Annotated in this window: 15 protein-coding genes, 1 rRNA gene and 1 riboswitch; of the genes, 1 reads left to right on the top strand and 15 read right to left on the bottom strand. The window is 64.1% G+C overall.

The features are described from left to right. Positions 1 to 40: 40 nt before the first annotated feature. The 15 genes from JaAD80_RS16355 to cobT form a co-directional block, all read right to left on the bottom strand. A complete protein-coding gene (locus JaAD80_RS16355) occupies positions 41 to 1237 on the bottom strand; it encodes a type II secretion system F family protein (protein WP_102295517.1) in 1197 nt (398 codons plus the stop codon). Positions 1238 to 1310: 73 nt separating this feature from the next. Continuing rightward, positions 1311 to 2783: a DHA2 family efflux MFS transporter permease subunit gene (locus tag JaAD80_RS16350; protein WP_258003030.1), complete on the bottom strand. Its 1473-nt coding sequence runs from the start codon at positions 2781 to 2783 to the stop codon at positions 1311 to 1313. A gap of 111 nt (positions 2784 to 2894) precedes the next feature. After that, a complete protein-coding gene (locus JaAD80_RS16345) occupies positions 2895 to 4352 on the bottom strand; it encodes a cobyric acid synthase (RefSeq protein ID WP_258003029.1) in 1458 nt (485 codons plus the stop codon). Further along, complete coding sequence (locus tag JaAD80_RS16340) at positions 4349 to 5155, bottom strand: ABC transporter substrate-binding protein (RefSeq protein WP_102295514.1); 807 nt, start codon at positions 5153 to 5155, stop codon at positions 4349 to 4351. Before JaAD80_RS16340 ends, JaAD80_RS16345 begins: the two co-directional genes overlap by 4 nt. Beyond that, positions 5152 to 6051: a cobalamin-binding protein gene (locus JaAD80_RS16335; RefSeq protein WP_102295512.1), complete on the bottom strand. Its 900-nt coding sequence runs from the start codon at positions 6049 to 6051 to the stop codon at positions 5152 to 5154. Before JaAD80_RS16335 ends, JaAD80_RS16340 begins: the two co-directional genes overlap by 4 nt. Next, the gene (gene cobD, locus JaAD80_RS16330; RefSeq protein WP_102295510.1) at positions 6048 to 7034 is read right to left on the bottom strand and encodes a threonine-phosphate decarboxylase CobD; all 987 of its coding nucleotides are present in this window, start codon (positions 7032 to 7034) and stop codon (positions 6048 to 6050) included. Before cobD ends, JaAD80_RS16335 begins: the two co-directional genes overlap by 4 nt. Continuing rightward, positions 7027 to 7980: an adenosylcobinamide-phosphate synthase CbiB gene (gene cbiB, locus JaAD80_RS16325; RefSeq protein WP_102295508.1), complete on the bottom strand. Its 954-nt coding sequence runs from the start codon at positions 7978 to 7980 to the stop codon at positions 7027 to 7029. The genes cobD and cbiB overlap by 8 nt, the downstream gene beginning before the upstream one ends. Continuing rightward, on the bottom strand, positions 7974 to 8540 hold the full coding sequence (cobU, locus tag JaAD80_RS16320) for a bifunctional adenosylcobinamide kinase/adenosylcobinamide-phosphate guanylyltransferase (protein WP_102295572.1): 567 nt from the start codon (positions 8538 to 8540) through the stop codon (positions 7974 to 7976). Before cobU ends, cbiB begins: the two co-directional genes overlap by 7 nt. Before the next feature lie 7 nt (positions 8541 to 8547). Then, on the bottom strand, positions 8548 to 9180 hold the full coding sequence (gene cobO / locus JaAD80_RS16315; RefSeq protein WP_102295507.1) for a cob(I)yrinic acid a,c-diamide adenosyltransferase: 633 nt from the start codon (positions 9178 to 9180) through the stop codon (positions 8548 to 8550). Then, positions 9177 to 9950, bottom strand: coding sequence for an ABC transporter ATP-binding protein (locus JaAD80_RS16310; protein ID WP_102295505.1), 774 nt, complete (start codon positions 9948 to 9950; stop codon positions 9177 to 9179). Before JaAD80_RS16310 ends, cobO begins: the two co-directional genes overlap by 4 nt. Before the next feature lie 7 nt (positions 9951 to 9957). Continuing rightward, positions 9958 to 10983 carry an iron ABC transporter permease gene (locus JaAD80_RS16305; protein WP_102295503.1) on the bottom strand — a complete coding sequence of 342 codons (1026 nt, stop codon included), beginning with the start codon at positions 10981 to 10983 and terminating at the stop codon, positions 9958 to 9960. 86 nt (positions 10984 to 11069) lie between these two features. Then, positions 11070 to 13031 (bottom strand): TonB-dependent receptor domain-containing protein, encoded by a 1962-nt coding sequence (locus JaAD80_RS16300; RefSeq protein WP_258003028.1) that lies wholly within the window; start codon positions 13029 to 13031, stop codon positions 11070 to 11072. Positions 13032 to 13062: 31 nt separating this feature from the next. Next, a riboswitch (cobalamin riboswitch) is annotated at positions 13063 to 13305 on the bottom strand. Positions 13306 to 13349: 44 nt separating this feature from the next. Continuing rightward, the gene (locus JaAD80_RS16295; RefSeq protein ID WP_102295500.1) at positions 13350 to 13904 is read right to left on the bottom strand and encodes a histidine phosphatase family protein; all 555 of its coding nucleotides are present in this window, start codon (positions 13902 to 13904) and stop codon (positions 13350 to 13352) included. A 4-nt stretch (positions 13905 to 13908) separates the two neighbouring features. Further along, positions 13909 to 14721 (bottom strand): adenosylcobinamide-GDP ribazoletransferase, encoded by an 813-nt coding sequence (locus tag JaAD80_RS16290; protein ID WP_102295570.1) that lies wholly within the window; start codon positions 14719 to 14721, stop codon positions 13909 to 13911. Positions 14722 to 14724: 3 nt separating this feature from the next. After that, positions 14725 to 15765 carry a nicotinate-nucleotide--dimethylbenzimidazole phosphoribosyltransferase gene (cobT, locus tag JaAD80_RS16285; RefSeq protein WP_102295498.1) on the bottom strand — a complete coding sequence of 347 codons (1041 nt, stop codon included), beginning with the start codon at positions 15763 to 15765 and terminating at the stop codon, positions 14725 to 14727. Between the two features lie 464 nt (positions 15766 to 16229). Between cobT and JaAD80_RS16280 the strand changes: the two genes are divergently transcribed. Then, positions 16230 to 16422 (top strand): 16S ribosomal RNA (locus tag JaAD80_RS16280); the annotation flags it as partial.

The raw sequence follows: 16422 nt of genomic DNA, 5'->3' as shown, positions 1-16422 counted from the left end.
ATCCGCCCGCGCCTGGGGGCGTTTTGCTCGCGGCGATCTGTCAAATCACCGCGCCCAGCTTGAAAATCGGCAAATACAGGGCGATCACCAGGCCGCCCACCAGCACGCCCAGCACCACCATCAGCGCCGGTTCCATCAGCGCCGACAGGATGGCCACCGTGGCTTCGATTTCGCTTTCGATGATGTCGGCCGCGCGCGACAGCATGGCGTCGAGCGCGCCGGACTCTTCGCCGATGAGGGCCAGCTGGGTCAGCAGCGGGGGAAACACGCCGCTGTGCTGCATGGCCAGAGCCAGGCTGCCGCCGGCGCGGATTTCGCGCTCGATGCGGGCCGTCGCTTCCTGGTATTCGGCGTGATGGGCGGCGGCGCCCACCAAGTCGAGCGAGTCGAGCAGGGGCACGCCGGCGGCGAACATGGCGGCAAGGGTGCGCGTCCAGCGGGCAACCGCCGCCTTGCGCAAGAGCGGGCCGAACAGGGGCAAGCGCAGCGCCTGCACTTGCGCATGCCGGCGCAGGCCAGGTGAACGGCGCCAGGCCAGGCGCAGCAGCAGGCCGGCCGCGGCCAGCCCCGTCAGCAGGGCCAGCCAGTGGCGCACGAGAAAGGCCGACAGGCCCATCACGGCCAGGGTTGGCAGCGGCAAGGGCGCGCCGAAACTGTCGAAGACCTGGCGAAACGCCGGCACGACGACGCTCATGATGAGGGCCGTGACGACGATGGCGACGAGCACGATGGCCAGCGGATACATCAGCGCGCCTCGTATCTGCCGCCGCAGGGCGATGGACTTTTCTTGGTGCGTGGCCAGGCGCGCCAGCAATTCCTGCACGATGCCGGCCTGCTCGCCGGCCGCCAGCAGGTTGCAATACAGCGCGTCAAACAGCAGGGGAAACTGGCGGAACGCCTGCTGCAGGCTGCTGCCCGCTTCGATAGCGTGGCGCAAGTCCTGCATCAGCTCGGTGATGGCGGGCTTGGCGTGGCCCTTGCCGGCGATGTCGAAGGCGTGCAGCAGGGGCACGCCGGCCGCCATCATGGTCGACAGCTGGCGCGTAAACAGGGCGATATCCTTGTGCGTGATGGCCTTTCCGGGCGCCGCGCGCGCGGCCTTGACCTCGCTGGCCAGGATGCCCTGGCGCCGCAGCGCGACACTGGCGGCGCTGGCGTCAAGCGCGCGCAGGACGCCAGCGACCGCCTGGCCATGGCGGTCCGTGCCCTTCCATGCAAACCGCTGCTCGGCCGCCATGTGCGCCTCCTGCTGTCACGGTAGCAGCGGCAGGCCGAAGCGCCAGTGGCGCTGGCAGCAAGCTTGATGTGGCTCAGCTTTTCGAGGTTTGTACTTCCGTCTGCACAACAGCCTGGGCCTTGACCTCGTCCGCATCGTCCTCGTCGCTGTCCGTGCCCTTGCTGATGCTCTCACCATCGTCGCGGCGCAGGGTCCAGAACGTCAGGGACGAGAGGATCGTCAACGCCGCCAGGGTCAGGAAGGCGTGGTGCAGGGCCGTGCTGAGCATGGCGCGGTCCGATTGCGGCATGTCGCCCAGGTACCAGCCCGTGATCAGCGAGCCGAAGGCCAGGCCAAAGCTCATCGACAGCTGCTGCATCGAGCTGGCGATGGTGCTGGCCATGCTGGAATCGCCCTTGTCGACGTCGGCATAGGCGATGGTGTTCATGCTGGAAAACTGCAGTGAGTTAAAAAAGCCCATGCACAGGCTGATGGCGACAATCACGTACAGGGGCGTGCCGACATTCACCAGCGAAAACATGGCGATGGTTACGCCGATCAGCACCGTGTTGACGATCAGCACTTGACGATAGCCGAAGCGGGCCAGCACGCGCGCGGAAATGAATTTCATGCCCATGGCGGCGGCCGCCGATGGCATCATCAGCAAGCCCGACTGCCAAGCCGGCAGTCCCAGGCCCAGCTGGTACAGCAGCGGCAACAGGAAGGGCAGGCCACCCACGCCCAGGCGCGTGACGAAGCCGCCCACCACGGAGACGCGGAAGGTACGGATCTTGAACAGGGTCAGGCGCAGCAGCGGGTGCAGCACTTCGCTCGAATGCCAGGCATACGCGGCCAGCAGGCTGATGGAAATGAACAGCAGCACGGCGGCCGAGGTGGGGTCGATCTTGTGTTCGCCAAAGACTTCCAGCAGCCACGACAGCAGCGCGATGCCCGTGCCGAACAGCACCAGGCCGATCAGGTCCAGCGGACGCGGCTTGTCGCCGTAGTAATCGGGCATGTAGCGGTGCGCCAGGTACAGCGCCACCAGGCCGACGGGCACGTTGACGAAGAAAATCTCGCGCCACGACAGCCAGTGCACGATCAGACCGCCCACCGTGGGCCCCAGCAAGGGGCCGATCAGGGCCGGGATGATGACGAAGTTCATGGCCGCCAGCAATTGCGACTTGGGAAAGGTACGGATGATGGTGAGCCGGCCCACCGGCATCATCATGGCCGCGCCCACCCCTTGCAGCAGGCGCGCCGCCACCAGCATCGGCGAATTGACGGACAGGCCGCAGAGGATGGAGGCGATGGTGAAGATGGCGACAGCGGCGGAAAACACGCGCCGCGTGCCGAAGCGGTCGGCCATCCAGCCGCTGATGGGAATGCACACGGCCAGGCTCAGGATGTAGCTGGTAACGACGGCTTTCAGGCTCAGCGGTGTTACGTTCAGGCTGGCGGCCATGGCGGGAATGGCGGTGTTGACGATGGTGGAGTCGAGTTGCTCCATGAACAGGGCGGTGGCGACCACCCAGGGAAGGTAGCTTTTAATCGGGGAACTGGACATGGATGCGTGGCCTGGTAAGGAGTGCTGCGCCTGGGGAATGCCAGCAATTGTCACATAAATGGGCGCGCTGCGTCGCCGCCGCAGCGCCCTGTTGTTGCTGCTATGAAATTTTTATCGGCATTCCAGCTTTTCCAGTGCCTCCAGCAATGGCAGTGCCGCATCGGCGATGCGCTCCAGGCTCGCTTCGCGCAGGGCAGCGGTGTCGACCGTGTGCGCCGACGCCAGCCCCGCCCAGCGCAGCAGCGCGGAACAGGCGGCGGGCGTGTCGAACATGCCGTGCAAATAGCTGCCCAGGATTTGCCCGTCCTGTGACACGGCGCCTTCCGGCCGGCCCGCGATGACAAAGGCGGGCTGCTGCAAGGCCGCGCCATGCGACACGCCCATGTGGATTTCATAGCCGGCCACGGCAGCTTGATCCGCGCCGGCAAACGCGCAGTGGCCCGCCACCTGCTCCAGCGTTTTTTGCGCCGTCAGCTCGGTCGCCATGTCCAGCAGGCCCAGTGCCGGCGATGCGCCGGCTTGTCCTTCCACGCCCAGCGGGTCGTGCACGGACTGCCCCAGCATCTGGAAGCCGCCGCAGATGCCGAGTACCTTGCCGCCATAGCGCAGGTGTTTCGCCAGGTAGGCGGGCCAGCCCTGCTGCCGCAGCCAGGCCAGGTCGCCGCGCGTGTTTTTACTGCCGGGCAGGATCACCAGGTCGGCCGGCGGTATCGGCTGCCCCTGTCTGATAAATTGCAGGTCGATGCCGGGATGCGCGCGCAGGGCGTCGAGATCCGTGTGGTTGCTGATGCGCGGCAGCTGCGGCACCACCACCTTGAAGGCGCCCCGTTCGGCCTGCATCGCCTCGACGGCGTCTTCCGCGTCGAGGAACAGGCCTTGCAGATACGGCAGCACGGCCAGCACGGGTTTGCCCGTCTGCTGTTCCAGCCATTCGATGCCCGGTTGCAGCAGCGAGATGTCGCCGCGGAAGCGGTTGATGACAAAGCCGATGATGCGCGCCCGCTCGCTGTCGGACAGGCACGCCAGGGTGCCGATGATGTGCGCGAAGACGCCGCCCCGGTCGATGTCGGCCACCAGGATCACGGGACAGTCGACGGCTTCCGCAAAGCCCATGTTGGCGATGTCGCGCGCGCGCAAATTGACTTCCGCCGGGCTGCCCGCGCCTTCGACGACGACGGCGTCGTATTGCTGGCGCAAGCGCGCGTACGATTCCAGCACGGCGCCCATGGCGATGGTTTTATATTGCTGGTAGTCGCGCGCATCCATCTCGGCGCGCACCTTGCCGTGGATGATCACTTGCGCGCCCGTGTTCGACGACGGTTTCAAAAGCACCGGGTTCATGTCCGTGTGCGGCGCGATGCCGCAGGCCAGCGCCTGCAGGGCCTGGGCGCGGCCGATCTCGCCGCCGTCCGCTGTCACGGCGCTATTCAGGGCCATGTTTTGCGGCTTGAACGGCGCCACCGTCGCGCCGCGCCGTTTCAGCAGGCGGCACAGGGCAGCGACGACGGTGCTCTTGCCCGCGTCGGAGGTCGTGCCCTGCACCATCAGGGCGGGAAAGGGCGACTTCATGCCTGCCGCTCCTGCCAGTTTTGCCACTGCGCGATGATGTCGCTGATCTGGCGCAAGCCCTCCGTGATGGCGGCTGGACCGGGAGAAAGTATGTCAGGCGACTTGATTTCGAAGAGCATGCCATTGCGTACGGCGGGAATCGCCTCCCAGCCAGCGCGTGCCGCCAGTTGCGCCGGCTGGAATTTCTTGCCGCACCAGCTGGCGATGATGATGTCGGGCGCGCGCGCGACTACCGCCAAAGGATCGGCGATGATGCGTTCCTTCGCGCCCGGCTGCGTCGACAGTTCCGGGAAGGCGTCGGCGCCGCCGGCGATCTCGATCAGTTCCGCCGCCCAGCCGATGCCGCTCATCAGAGGTTCGTTCCACTCTTCAAAGTAAATCACGGGCTTGCGCGTCCAGGCGGCGGCGCGGTCGCGGGCAGTGGCGATGTTCGCGCGCAGGCTGGCGATCAGCGCCTGGCCCGCTTCCTCGCGCCGCACCAGCGCGGCCAGCACGGCGATCATGCGCAGGATGCCGTCCACCGTGCGCTGGTTGAACTGGTGCACTTCGATGCCGGCGTTGACCAGGTCGCGGCAGATGTCGGCCTGCATGTCGCAAAAGCCGATCACCAGGTCCGGCTGCACGGCCAGGATGCGTTCCAGGTTCGCCGATGAAAAACCGCTGATCTTGGTTTTTTCCTCGCGTGCGCGCGATGGCCGCACGGTAAAACCGGAAATGCCCGCGATGGTGTCTTCGGCGCCCAGCGCATACAGGGTTTCCACCGCTTCCGTCGACAGGCAGGCGATGCGCTGGTAGTAGCTCATTGCGCTGCCTTGGCACGGCGCTGGCGCGCTACTTCCAGCTGTTCGCACATGGCGGCCGTGCCTTCGATCATGCGCGGACCGGCGCGGTTCAGCAAGTCGCCATTCAGCCGGAACAGGTTATTCTTGCGCACGGCCGTCATCGACGGGAAGGCACGCCACATGGCCAAGCCGCCTTCGCTGCGCGGGTCGCTCTTTTCACTGGTGCCGAAAATGACTTCCGGGTCTTCCTGCAGCACGCCTTCCGGCGTGACGACGGGCGCCACCACCTTCATCGCGGCGAAGATATTCTGTCCGCCGCACACGCGCATGGAGTCGCTGATGATGCTCGAACCGCTGAGGGTATACAAAGGCTTATCCCATACCTGGTAAAACACGCGCACGGGCGGGCGTTGCGCGTACTGCGCCGTCAGGCTGGCCAGTTTGTTGCGCAGCTGCGCGGCGACGGGTTTGGCCACTTGTTCTGTTCCCATCAGCTGGCCCAGGCGTTCGATGCCGCTGGGGATGTCGGCCAGCTTGCGCGGCTCGCTGTGATAGATGGGTACTTTCAGCTGGCGCAGCATGGCGATCTGGCGCTCGGCGCTGCCATGCATCCAGACGACGATCAGGTCCGGCTTCATGGCGATGATGCGCTCCATGTCGTACTGGCGGTTGTCGCCCACTTGCGGAATTTTCTTCGCCGCTTCCGGGTAGTCGCTGTAGCTGACGACGCCGACGATCTTCTCGCCGCCGCCGGCCGCGAACAGCAATTCCGTGATGTGCGGCGCCAGCGCCAGGATGCGCTGCGCGGGTTTTGCCACGGTGACGGTATTGCCATCGTCGTCGCGCACGCTGATGGCGGCGTGCGCCTGCAGCGAAATCAGTCCGGCCAGCAGCAATGCGGTTTTCAGGTGGTTCATGTCTTTTTCCATGCGGTGAGGGCCTGCTGCAGGCGCAGCCAGGCGGGTTCGTCGGGGGGCAGGCCCAGGCGGATGCCGTGGGCCGCGTGGCGGAACAGGCGCACCCAGATGCCCGCTTCCGCCATGTGGCGCCAGAAGGCCTCGGCGCGTTCTTCCGGCCACCACTGGAACAGCGCCGTGCCGCCGCTGGCGATGCCGTGGGCGGCCAGCAGTTGCTGCAGGCGCGCGCCTTCGCCACGCAGGCGGTCACGCATGGCGCCTTGCCAATGCGTGTCGGCGAGGGCCGCCAGCGCCACCTGCTGCGCCGGGCCGCTGACGGTCCACGGTCCCAGCATGTCGGCCAGCTGCGCCAACAAAGCGGGAGGGCCGGCGACAAAGCCCAGGCGCAATCCCGCCAGGCCAAAGAATTTGCCCACCGAGCGCAGCACGATCAGGCCCGGCTGGCCGCTATGGGGGCCGAGGCTGGCGTGCGTTTCCGTGTCGGCAAACGCTTCATCGACCACCAGCCAGCCGCCGCGCGCGGCCATCCTGCCCGCCCATGCCAGCAGCAGTTCGGGGGCGATGCGCTCCCCGGTGGGGTTGTTCGGGTTGCAGATCACCAGCACGTCGCAGCTGTCAACGGCATCGGCCAGCTGCGCATATGGCATTTGCCGCAAGTGATGGCCGTGCTGTCCCCAATGGTGCGCGTGTTCCGCATACGAGGGCGCGGCCACCACCACGCGCGACGGCGCGCGCAGCCGGGGCAGGGCCTGGATGGCAGCCTGCGTACCTGCCAAGGGCAGCATGGCTGGCGCGTCGTAGTAGGCGCAAGCGGCAGCGGCCAGCGCGGGATCGGCTTCCGGCAGCCGGTGCCAGGCGCTGGCGTCGGGTGCTGGCGCTGCATACCCGTGCGGATTGATGCCTGTCGACAGGTCGATCCAGTCGGCGATGGGCCGGCCATATTCGCGCGCGGCGTCGCGCAGGTTGCCGCCATGTTCAAGCAAGGTATTTCCCTTTCAGGTAGTACAGGCCCGCCAGCAGCGCCATCCAGATCAGCCACAAGACGGCAGTTTCGGCCACCAGGCGCCAGGCGCGGTCGATGTCGCGCGCTTCGGCGGGACGGCCGCTGCCCAGCGGCGGACGGCGTTCCAGTTCGCCGTCGTAGATGGCGTCGCCACCGAGGGCCAGTCCCAGGGCGCCGGCGCCGCTGGCCATCACGGGACCCGCGTTCGGGCTGCCCCAATTTGGCGCCTGGCTGCGCCAGCACTGCCAGGCGCGTTTTTTATCGGCCATGCGCTTTCCCAGCAAGACGTAGGACAGGGCCGTCAGGCGCGCCGGCAGGTAATTCAAGATGTCGTCGATGCGCGCGGCGCAGCAGCCGAACCAGTCGTAGCGCGCATTGCGGTAGCCCCACATGGCGTCGAGCGTATTCGCCAGGCGGAACAGCACGGCGCCGGGGCCGCCCGCCACGGCAAACCAGAACAGGGTGCCGAAGACGGCGTCGTTGCCGTTTTCCAGCAGGGATTCCGTGCTGGCCTTGGCCAGGCTGGCCGCGTCGGCGTTGGCCGTGTCGCGGCTGACGATGCGCGCCGTCAGCAGGCGCGCGTTGTCCAGGTCATCGATGGCCAGGGCGTCGGCGATCGGCTGATTGTGGTCGCGCAGGCTGCGCAGGCCCAGACATAGATACAACAGGGAGACGTGCAGGGCGGCACCGGCCAGGCCGCACAGCCACCAGGCGGCGTAGCTGAGTGGCAGCACGGCCAGCATCCATGCCAGCATGCCGCGCATGAAACGTGCGCGACCCCGGTTCAGCAGGCGTTCCAGGGCGCTGGCCAGGCGGCCAAAACCGACCAGCGGATGCCAGCGGCGCGTCTCGCCCAGCAGCATGTCGAGCAGCACGCCAGCCGTCATGAGGGCCGCCAGCATGGGCAGCGACAAGCCGCTCAGCATGGGCCGCCTTTCAGGTACAGCGGCAGGCCGGCGGCGACAAAGACAGCTTTGTCGCACACGGCGGCCACGGCCTGGTTCAAGCGGCCCGCTTCATCGGTGAAGCAGCGTGAGATGGCGCCGTAGGGCACGATGCCCATGCCCACTTCGTTCGACACCAGCACAATGTCGCAGCCGCTGTCTTCGATTTCCGCCAGCGCATACAGCAGGTGCGCGCGCTCGCTGTGAAACAGTTCAGGCAGGGCGATGTCGCCCACGTCCGGATAGGTCTCGCCGCTGGAAAACATCAGGTTGGTCAGCCACAGGGTCAGGCAGTCGACCAGCAACAGCCTGCCGGGCCTTGCTTCCCGCAGGATGGCCTCGCCCAGGCGCAGCGGTTCTTCGATAGTCACCCACCCGGCCGGGCGCTGCGCCCGGTGGTGCGCGATACGCGCGGCCATCTCGCCGTCGCCCGCCTGCGCCGTGGCGAGGTAGAGCACTTCCTTGCCGGAGGCTTGCGCCAGTTGTTCCGCATGGGCGCTTTTGCCGGACCGGGCGCCGCCGAAGACCAGGGTGCGCGTCATGGCGCTGTTACCACTCGGTGCCGATTTGCGCGCCGATGCCGGCCGCATACGCATGCTTGACGACAGCCATCTCGGTGACTGTGTCGGCGATGGCGATCAATTCGTCCGGTGCGCCGCGGCCCGTGATGACCACGTGCTGCATGTGCGGGCGCTCCAGCAGGTCGGCGATGACTTTATGCACGTCGAGGTAGTTGTACTTGAGGGCGATATTGAGTTCGTCGAACAGCACCAGGCCGTAGCTTGGGTCGGCCAGGAAGGTCTTCGCCTGTTCCCACGCCAGTTCGGCTTTTTCGATGTCGCGCTCGCGGTTCTGCGTTTCCCAGGTATAGCCTTCGCCCATCGCATGAAAACTGATTTCGTCGGGGAAGCGGCGCAGGAATTTTTCTTCGCCGGTCGACATGGCGCCCTTGATGAACTGCACCACGCCCACTTTCATGCCGTGGCCCATGGCACGGATGGCCATGCCGAAGCCGCTCGAACTCTTGCCCTTGCCATTGCCCGTGTTGACGATGATGATGCCGATTTCCTTGTCGGCCTTGGCGATGGCCGCATCGATGATGGCCTTCTTGCGTTCCATGCGCACGCGGTGGCGTTCGTTGATAGCGGCGGTATCCGCATCGACTGCTTTGTTCTCGCTCATTGCTGATCCTCTTTTGGTATGAATATCTTGCGTTTGCCGTGATCGATGATCTCGATCGGGTGGCCCAGGTAGTCGCTCAGGATGGATGCCTGCATCACCTCGGCCACGGCGCCGGCCAGCCAGCCGCCATCGCCCATCAGCAGCAGCGCATGGGTCGAGACGCTATGCGCCAGGTTCAGGTCATGCCCGACCATCACCACGGTTTTATTCTGTTCGCGGCACAGCCTGGCCAGCAGGCCCATGACGCTGACCTGATGCGCCAGGTCCAGCGCGTTGGCCGGTTCGTCCAGCAGCAGCAAGGGCGTATCCTGCGCCAGCATGGCGGCGATCGCCACGCGCTGGCGCTCGCCGCCGGACAGGCTGCGCACGTCGCGCTCGGCCAGGTGCTCCACTTCCATCGAGGCCAGCGCCGCCATGGCGATGCGCTGGTCGTCGCTGCCTTCCCAGTAATGGCTGTCGTGATATGGATGGCGCGCCGACAGCACCGTTTCGATCACGCGGTACGAGAAGGCGTCATGCCGCGCCTGCGCCAGGAAGGCCCGTTCGCGCGCCAGCGCTTCTAGCGGCCAGTCGACCAGGGCGCGGCCTTGTATCGTCACGTGGCCGGCATCGGGTTCGCGCAAGCCGGCCAGGGTGCGCAGCAAGGTGCTCTTGCCGGCGCCGTTGCGGCCGATCACGCTCCAGCATTCGCCCTCCCTGATTTGCCAGATGAGGTTTTCCACGAGGGAGCGCGTGCCGGCCTTCAGGCCCAGTTGGTAAGTGCGGATCATGCTTGTTTCATCCCCTGCGCAAGCGGTGCAATTGGTACAGGAAGACGGGCGCGCCTATCATGGCTGTGACGACGCCGACCGGCAGTTGCAACGGTGCCAGCACGGTGCGCGCCAGCGTATCGGCCAGCACGAGGAAGGTGCCGCCGGCCAGTGCGGCGGCGGGGATCAGCAGGCGGTGGTCGGGGCCGCAGGCGAAACGCAGCGCGTGCGGCACGATCAGGCCGACAAACCCCACGCTGCCGGCGCTGGTGACGGCGCTGGCAGTGAGCAGGCCGGAGCAGAAGAACAGTCCCTTGCGCAGGGCACCCACGCGCACGCCCAGGGTGCTGGCCGCTTCCGCGTGCAGGGCCATGATGTTGAGGGAACGCGCACAGCGCAAGGCGAAGAACAGGGCGCCCGCCAGTACCAGCCAGGGCATCACCCGCGCCGGGGCGCCGGACAGGTCGCCGATCATCCAGAAGATCATGCTGCGCAAGCGGCTTTCAGGGGCGATGGACAGCATCAGGGTGACGATGGCCATGCAGGCCGAGGCCAGGATCACGCCCGTCAGCAGCAGCAATGAAGCGCCGCCTTCGGCCGCCGCGCCGCCACGCAGGTCGCGGCGCGCAAAGAAATACAGCAGCATCGAGACGCCGACAGCGCCGGCAAACGCGGCCGCATCGACCACCCACAGCGCGCACATGAACAGCAGCGCGGCCAGGGCGCCGACGGAAGCACCGGCGGAAATGCCCAGCACATACGGATCGGCCAGCGGGTTGCGCAGCAGCGCCTGCATCATGACGCCGGCCAGCGACAGCGCCGCGCCAGTGACAAAGGCGGTCAGCGCGCGGCCCAGGCGCAGGTCGAGCAGGGTGGCGGCGAGGGTATCGGTCTTGCCCTGCACGACGTGGAACAGGGCGGAAGGCATGTCGGCGAGCGGAATCGCGATCGAACCGGTCATGCCGGAGAAAATCAGGCTGGCAACTGCGCACGCGGCCAGCACCGTGAGGATCACGGTGGCGCGGTGGCGCATATTGCGGAAAAATGGGTGCATGCATACCTTTAAAACGGGGACTGCGGAACTGCACTGCGGGCAATGGCATGGCGCCATCGCCCGCAGCTTACATCATTACTACATGCTTATTTCATGCCGTAGCGCACACCGACGAAGAAGTTGGAGCCGGCGGTATTGTAGTTACGTGCCAGTTCATACTTCTTATCAGTGATATTGTTCCAGCGCGCCAGCACCGACCAGTCCTGCGCCACTTGATAGGTAGCGAACAGGTTGACCAGGCCATAACCGCCCAGGCTGGTCGTGTTGGCAGGATTTTCAAAACGCTTGCCTGACAATTGCCATTCGGCGCCTGTATTCAGTTGACCGATGCTGTAGTCAGCTGCAAAGTTGGCGTGACGCTTGGCGCGGCGCACCAGCGATTTGTCCAGGGTTTGATCGCGAGGATCTTGCAGATCGATATTGCCGCTGAGACCAAAGTCGCCAAACTTGCGGCGCCCAGTCAGGGTAATGCCTTCCAGCAATGCCTTGTTGACGTTGTAGGCGCAGCCGAACGGATGAGTGGCCACTTCAACCGGGCAGGTATCCGCATAAATCAGCAAATCGGTCACGCGATTGTGATAGTACACGGCGCTCAGTTGCGTCTTGCCATCATCGTAGCGCAGGCCAACTTCAGCATTGCGGCCTTTTTCAGGACGGTTGCTGGCGATGCCGTAGCCCGGGTAATACAGCTCATTGTAGGTGGGCTGGCGGAAGCTGGTGCCATAGCTGGCCGTGGCTCGCAAGGCATTGTTGATCTGGTAGCCGTAACCAAGGCTGCCAGTAGTTGTCGAACCGGTTTCCGACATCTTGTCGCGGCGCAGGCTGGCGTTGAGCAGGTGCTGGTCGCGCTTCATGGTGTAGGAAGCCGCCAGCGACTTGGTGTCGCGGGCACGATTCAAGATCGGTTTGGCGCTGGATACGACTTCTTCCTTGCGGTAGCTGGCCAGCAATTGCAGCGTGTCGATGCCGATGGCAATGTCATTTTGCCAGTCGAAAGTCGATTGCTTGGTTTCCAGAGAGCTCTTGCCGGCCGCGCCCGCAGAGGTGTCCTCGTTGGCCTTGTCGCGCGCTTCGGCAAATTGTACTTTGCTGTGCCATCCTTGAACGAATTCATTGTTCATGAATACGCCGATGTTTTCCAGCTTTTGATTGCTGCGCGTATCATAGCCAGGGCCGCTATCGTACTGGGATTCAAGTTTGCTGTTCATGAACACCAGGCCCAGATCGTGTCCCTTGGCCAACTGGAAGCCAACCTGGCCCGTGACACTTTTCTTGTCATAGCCGTCTTTGTCGGCATTGTAAGAGAAGTTACCTGGCTTGGTGGCCGAAAAGCCGTCGCTTTTTTCCTTGCTGACGTTCAGCGAGTAGCTCAGGCTGTTGTAGCCACCGGTCGCACCCGAAACGCTTGCGTCATATTGACGCGTGGCATCGCTGCCGAAGCCGACCGACGCGCCAACCACGGGCGCGCCACTACCTTTTTTGGTGAAAATCTGGATGACGCCACCGATGGCATCGGCACCGTACAGGGTGCTCAATGGTCCGTAGACGATCTCGATGCGGTCGATGTTTGCCAGTGGAACCGGGCTCCAGTTGGCGGTGCCCAGGGTGGATGAACCGATGCGGACGCCGTCCACCAGAACGATATTCTGGGTGCTGTTCGCGCCACGGATGTACACCGACGCTGCGGTGCCTGCGCCGCCGTTGCGCGTCACTTCGATGCCGCGCTGTTTTTGCAGCAACTCTGTAACGGAACCTGCGCCCGAACGGGAGATTTCTTCGCTGGTAATGATGGCCGTATTGGCCAGCAGTTCGCTGGTTTTTTGCGGGGTGCGGGTTGCGGTGACGATCACTGGATCGAAGGTATCTGGCGTGGTCTGGGCGAAAGCGGCAGGCGCGGCAATGGCTAGCGCGAGCGACGTGAGCGCCGCGTGGCGGGAAACAGCATGGGTCATGATAATTTTCAGTAAGTAATATGCAACCAGCCGACGTCCCCGTAGGCCAGATTGAACAGAAGCGGGAAACTGAAGATGACGATCGAAGATGGCCAAGGACCATTCGGATCGCGAACATCCCCGTTCGCACACTTCCACCTGTCCTGGCCGGTATCCGGGCTGGCAAGTACGGCTATCCCACCTTCCCATGCTCGATGATTGCAAGCACAGTGGTTGTCAGAGATAGCTTGTCGCCCGCTTCCTGTGAGGAGGGATGACACTTGCTTACCGTTGCGGGGGCAGCACACGTTCGCCGCGAGTGCGGCATCGTGTTTCCCGTTTAACTGCGCTCATGGACATGAGCGCGGGCACCAAAACCCCGCCATTATACGTGCAGCAGGCGGGGTCTGAAATGCTTGGCTGGACAATTCGATATCAGAAATCGATGGATAACGCCGCGCCATAGGCGATTTTGTGGGCGGAACTGGCGGCCAGCAGGGCCGTTTCCTCCAATGGCAGCCCGGCTTGCAAAGCGCACAGCAGGCGGATGGTGCCCGCATGGCAGACGATGACCGCCGTTGCGTGTTGTTCGCGCAACAGATCGCGCAGGAAGGCTTCGACGCGGGTGGCCATCGCCAGCACATTCTCTCCGCCACCGGGCCGGTAATGCGCCATGTCGGCGGCCCAGGCATCGATTTCCGCGCGGGCGATCGCGTGCCAGGGCTGCATTTCCCAGCTGCCGAAATCCATTTCGGCCAGCCGCGCATCGAGCTGCAGGCCGCTGGCGGGCAGCTCGCGCGCCAGGCTTGATGCCAGTTCTGTGCAGCGGCGCAGGGGGCTGGCGTACAAGGGCACGTGGGCAGGAAGTGCCGTTTGCAGCGCGATGCGTATTTTCGCCATTTCTTCTGGGGCCACCGCCACGTCGCTGCGGCCATAGCAGATGCCGTTGTCGATGTGCGGCGCGGGGTGGCGGACGAGGATCAGGCGCATGCTGCTAATAGAAGGCGAAGTGCGCTGGCGCCTGGAAACTCGACAGGATGGCCAGGTAGATGGCCACTTCCGCCACCTGCTGCACTGCGCCCAGACAGTCGCCCGTGTAGCCCTGCAGGCGGCGCTGGCATTTGCGGCCCAGCCACCAGGCAGCGCCGGCAGCCACCACGAGCGCGAAGGCCAGCGCGCTCCGGTCGACGATGCCCAGCACGCCGCAGGCGATGGCGGGCAACATGCCGCAGACGGCGGCGATGAGGAATTCTGTTGTACGCATCTCCTGGGCCATGGGCTTGGCCTTGCCTTCGTCGCGCGCATAGTCCATGAGCCAGATCAGCGACACGGCGGCCAGGCGCGACAGAGGATGGGCGATGAACAGGGTCGCGACGATCACGGTGGGCGGTAGCGAAGCCAGCGCCGCGCATTTGAGGGCCAGCAGGCAGATGATGCCGATGGCGCCATATGCGCCGATGCGCGAATCCTTCATGATCTCCAGCACCCGCTCACGCGTCAAGCCGCCGCCAAAACCGTCGCACATGTCGGCGAAACCGTCTTCATGGAAGGCGCCCGTCAGATAGATGCCGGCGGCCACGGCCAGCAGCACGGCCACCGGCAAGGGCAAAAGCCAGCTGGCCAGCAGATACACGGCGCCGGAGATGGCCGCCACCACCACGCCCACCAGGGGGAAATAGCGCGAGGCATGCTGCAGCCATGCTGGCTCGAAACCCACCCAGCGCGGTATCGGCAGGCGCGTGAAGAACTGCAGCGCGATGAAGAACAGCCGGCACTGGTGGAGGATGGCGGTCAGGGGATGAAACATCATTTATTCTGCCGTGGATTTTTCGCTGACCTGGGCCGAGGCGAAGGTCGCCATCTCACGCATGAAATTGACGGCCGCGTGCAGCAGCGGCAAGGCCAGCGCGGAACCCGTGCCTTCGCCCAGGCGCAAATCGAGGTGCAGCAGCGGACGCGCACCAAGGCTGGCCAGCAACTGGCGATGGCCGTTTTCATCGGAGCAGTGCGAAAACACGCAGTAATCGAGGATGGCCGGCTGCAAACGCGCCGCGACCAGCAGGGCGCTGCTGACGATGAAGCCGTCGATCAGCAAAATCATGCGCCGTTCGGCCGCTTTCAGCATGGCGCCGGCCATCATGGCGATCTCGAAGCCGCCAAAGGTGGCCAGCACGGCCAGCGGCTCCTTGACTGTGGCGTGATGGGCGACAGCTGCTTCGATCACTCGTTGTTTATGCAACACGCCATCTTTCGACAGGCCCGTGCCGGCGCCCACGCAGTCGGCGACGGGCGTGCCCGTCAGCTTGTGCATCAGTGCGGCGGCAGCCGTTGTGTTGCCGATGCCCATTTCGCCAAATCCCAGCACATTGCCTTCCAGCGTGGCGACAAGGTCCATGCCCGCCTGCATGGCGGCTAGGCATTGTTCCTGGCTCATGGCGGGTTCCTTGGCAAAGTTGCAGGTGCCGGGCCCCTGCTTGCGGTCGAGCAAGCCGTCGCGCGGGCCGAAATCATGGTTCACGCCGGCGTCTACTATATAAAGGGCGCAATTGGCCTGGCGGGCGAAGACATTGATGGCGGCGCCGTTGCCAAGGAAGTTCTCCACCATTTGCCAGGTGACGCTTTGCGGGTAGGCGGAAATGCCTTCGGCGACGATACCATGGTCGGCCGCGAAAACGATGATGGCAGGCAGGTGCAATGCCAGTTGCGTGTCTTGCTGGATCAGGCCGATCTGGCGCGCCAGGGTTTCCAGCATGCCGAGGCTGCCCAGCGGCTTGGTCTTGCTATTGATGGCGTGTTCGAGGGCGCTGGCCAGTGCTGCATTGGCGGTTGGTGAAATGTGTGGGATAGGCATGGGAATCAGGGTGGATGAGGCAGGGAATTGTCGGTGCTACGATATCACACAGCAATATTTGCCCAACTGCAAATTAGCGCTTGCGAGGCGCGCGGGGCAGGGCTATAATTCGCCCCCTCGCTGAACGACGCATGCAAATGCTGACTGAGACGAGAAAAAAGAAGGAGTTGACGATTGTGCTGAAATGCTTCATACTCTTCCTTCTTCGCAGCTGACAAACACAACGCTTTGTCGATAGTGCGAAAGTAGTGCCGAATACAGTTCTTTAACAATTAACAGTCGATAAGTGTGGGCATTTGATGTAAGTGCAGCAGTGATCTTCGGATCGCTGTCAAACTTAAAATATCAAATGTTCACAAGAAATAATGAAATAGGATACTTCTTCGGAAGTAGCCTGTCAGTTTTTTGAGTGAGCGACCCGTCAGCAATGACGGTGCCAATAAAATGGCAAAGTAACAGAGATTAAACTGAAGAGTTTGATCCTGGCTCAGATTGAACGCTGGCGGCATGCCTTACACATGCAAGTCGAACGGCAGCACGGAGCTTGCTCTGGTGGCGAGTGGCGAACGGGTGAGTAATATATCGGAACGTACCCTGGAGTGGGGGATAACGTAGCGAAAGTTACGCTAATACCGCATACGATCTAAGGATGAAAGT

Origin of the sequence: Janthinobacterium sp. AD80, assembly GCF_002878455.1 — a bacterium.
Lineage (GTDB): Bacteria > Pseudomonadota > Gammaproteobacteria > Burkholderiales > Burkholderiaceae_D > Janthinobacterium.
This window is presented reverse-complemented; position numbering and strand designations above follow the sequence as displayed.

Bases quoted from the DNA above. Each gene is read 5' to 3' on its own strand.
- JaAD80_RS16355 (WP_102295517.1), bottom strand. From the start codon at position 1,237: ATGGCGGCCGAGCAGCGGTTTGCATGGAAGGGCACGGACCGCCATGGC.
- JaAD80_RS16350 (WP_258003030.1), bottom strand. From the start codon at position 2,783: ATGTCCAGTTCCCCGATTAAAAGCTACCTTCCCTGGGTGGTCGCCACC.
- JaAD80_RS16345 (WP_258003029.1), bottom strand. From the start codon at position 4,352: ATGAAGTCGCCCTTTCCCGCCCTGATGGTGCAGGGCACGACCTCCGAC.
- JaAD80_RS16340 (WP_102295514.1), bottom strand. From the start codon at position 5,155: ATGAGCTACTACCAGCGCATCGCCTGCCTGTCGACGGAAGCGGTGGAA.
- JaAD80_RS16335 (WP_102295512.1), bottom strand. From the start codon at position 6,051: ATGAACCACCTGAAAACCGCATTGCTGCTGGCCGGACTGATTTCGCTG.
- cbiB (WP_102295508.1), bottom strand. From the start codon at position 7,980: ATGCTGAGCGGCTTGTCGCTGCCCATGCTGGCGGCCCTCATGACGGCT.
- cobU (WP_102295572.1), bottom strand. From the start codon at position 8,540: ATGACGCGCACCCTGGTCTTCGGCGGCGCCCGGTCCGGCAAAAGCGCC.
- cobO (WP_102295507.1), bottom strand. From the start codon at position 9,180: ATGAGCGAGAACAAAGCAGTCGATGCGGATACCGCCGCTATCAACGAA.
- JaAD80_RS16310 (WP_102295505.1), bottom strand. From the start codon at position 9,950: ATGATCCGCACTTACCAACTGGGCCTGAAGGCCGGCACGCGCTCCCTC.
- JaAD80_RS16305 (WP_102295503.1), bottom strand. From the start codon at position 10,983: ATGCACCCATTTTTCCGCAATATGCGCCACCGCGCCACCGTGATCCTC.
- JaAD80_RS16295 (WP_102295500.1), bottom strand. From the start codon at position 13,904: ATGCGCCTGATCCTCGTCCGCCACCCCGCGCCGCACATCGACAACGGC.
- JaAD80_RS16290 (WP_102295570.1), bottom strand. From the start codon at position 14,721: ATGTTTCATCCCCTGACCGCCATCCTCCACCAGTGCCGGCTGTTCTTC.
- cobT (WP_102295498.1), bottom strand. From the start codon at position 15,765: ATGCCTATCCCACACATTTCACCAACCGCCAATGCAGCACTGGCCAGC.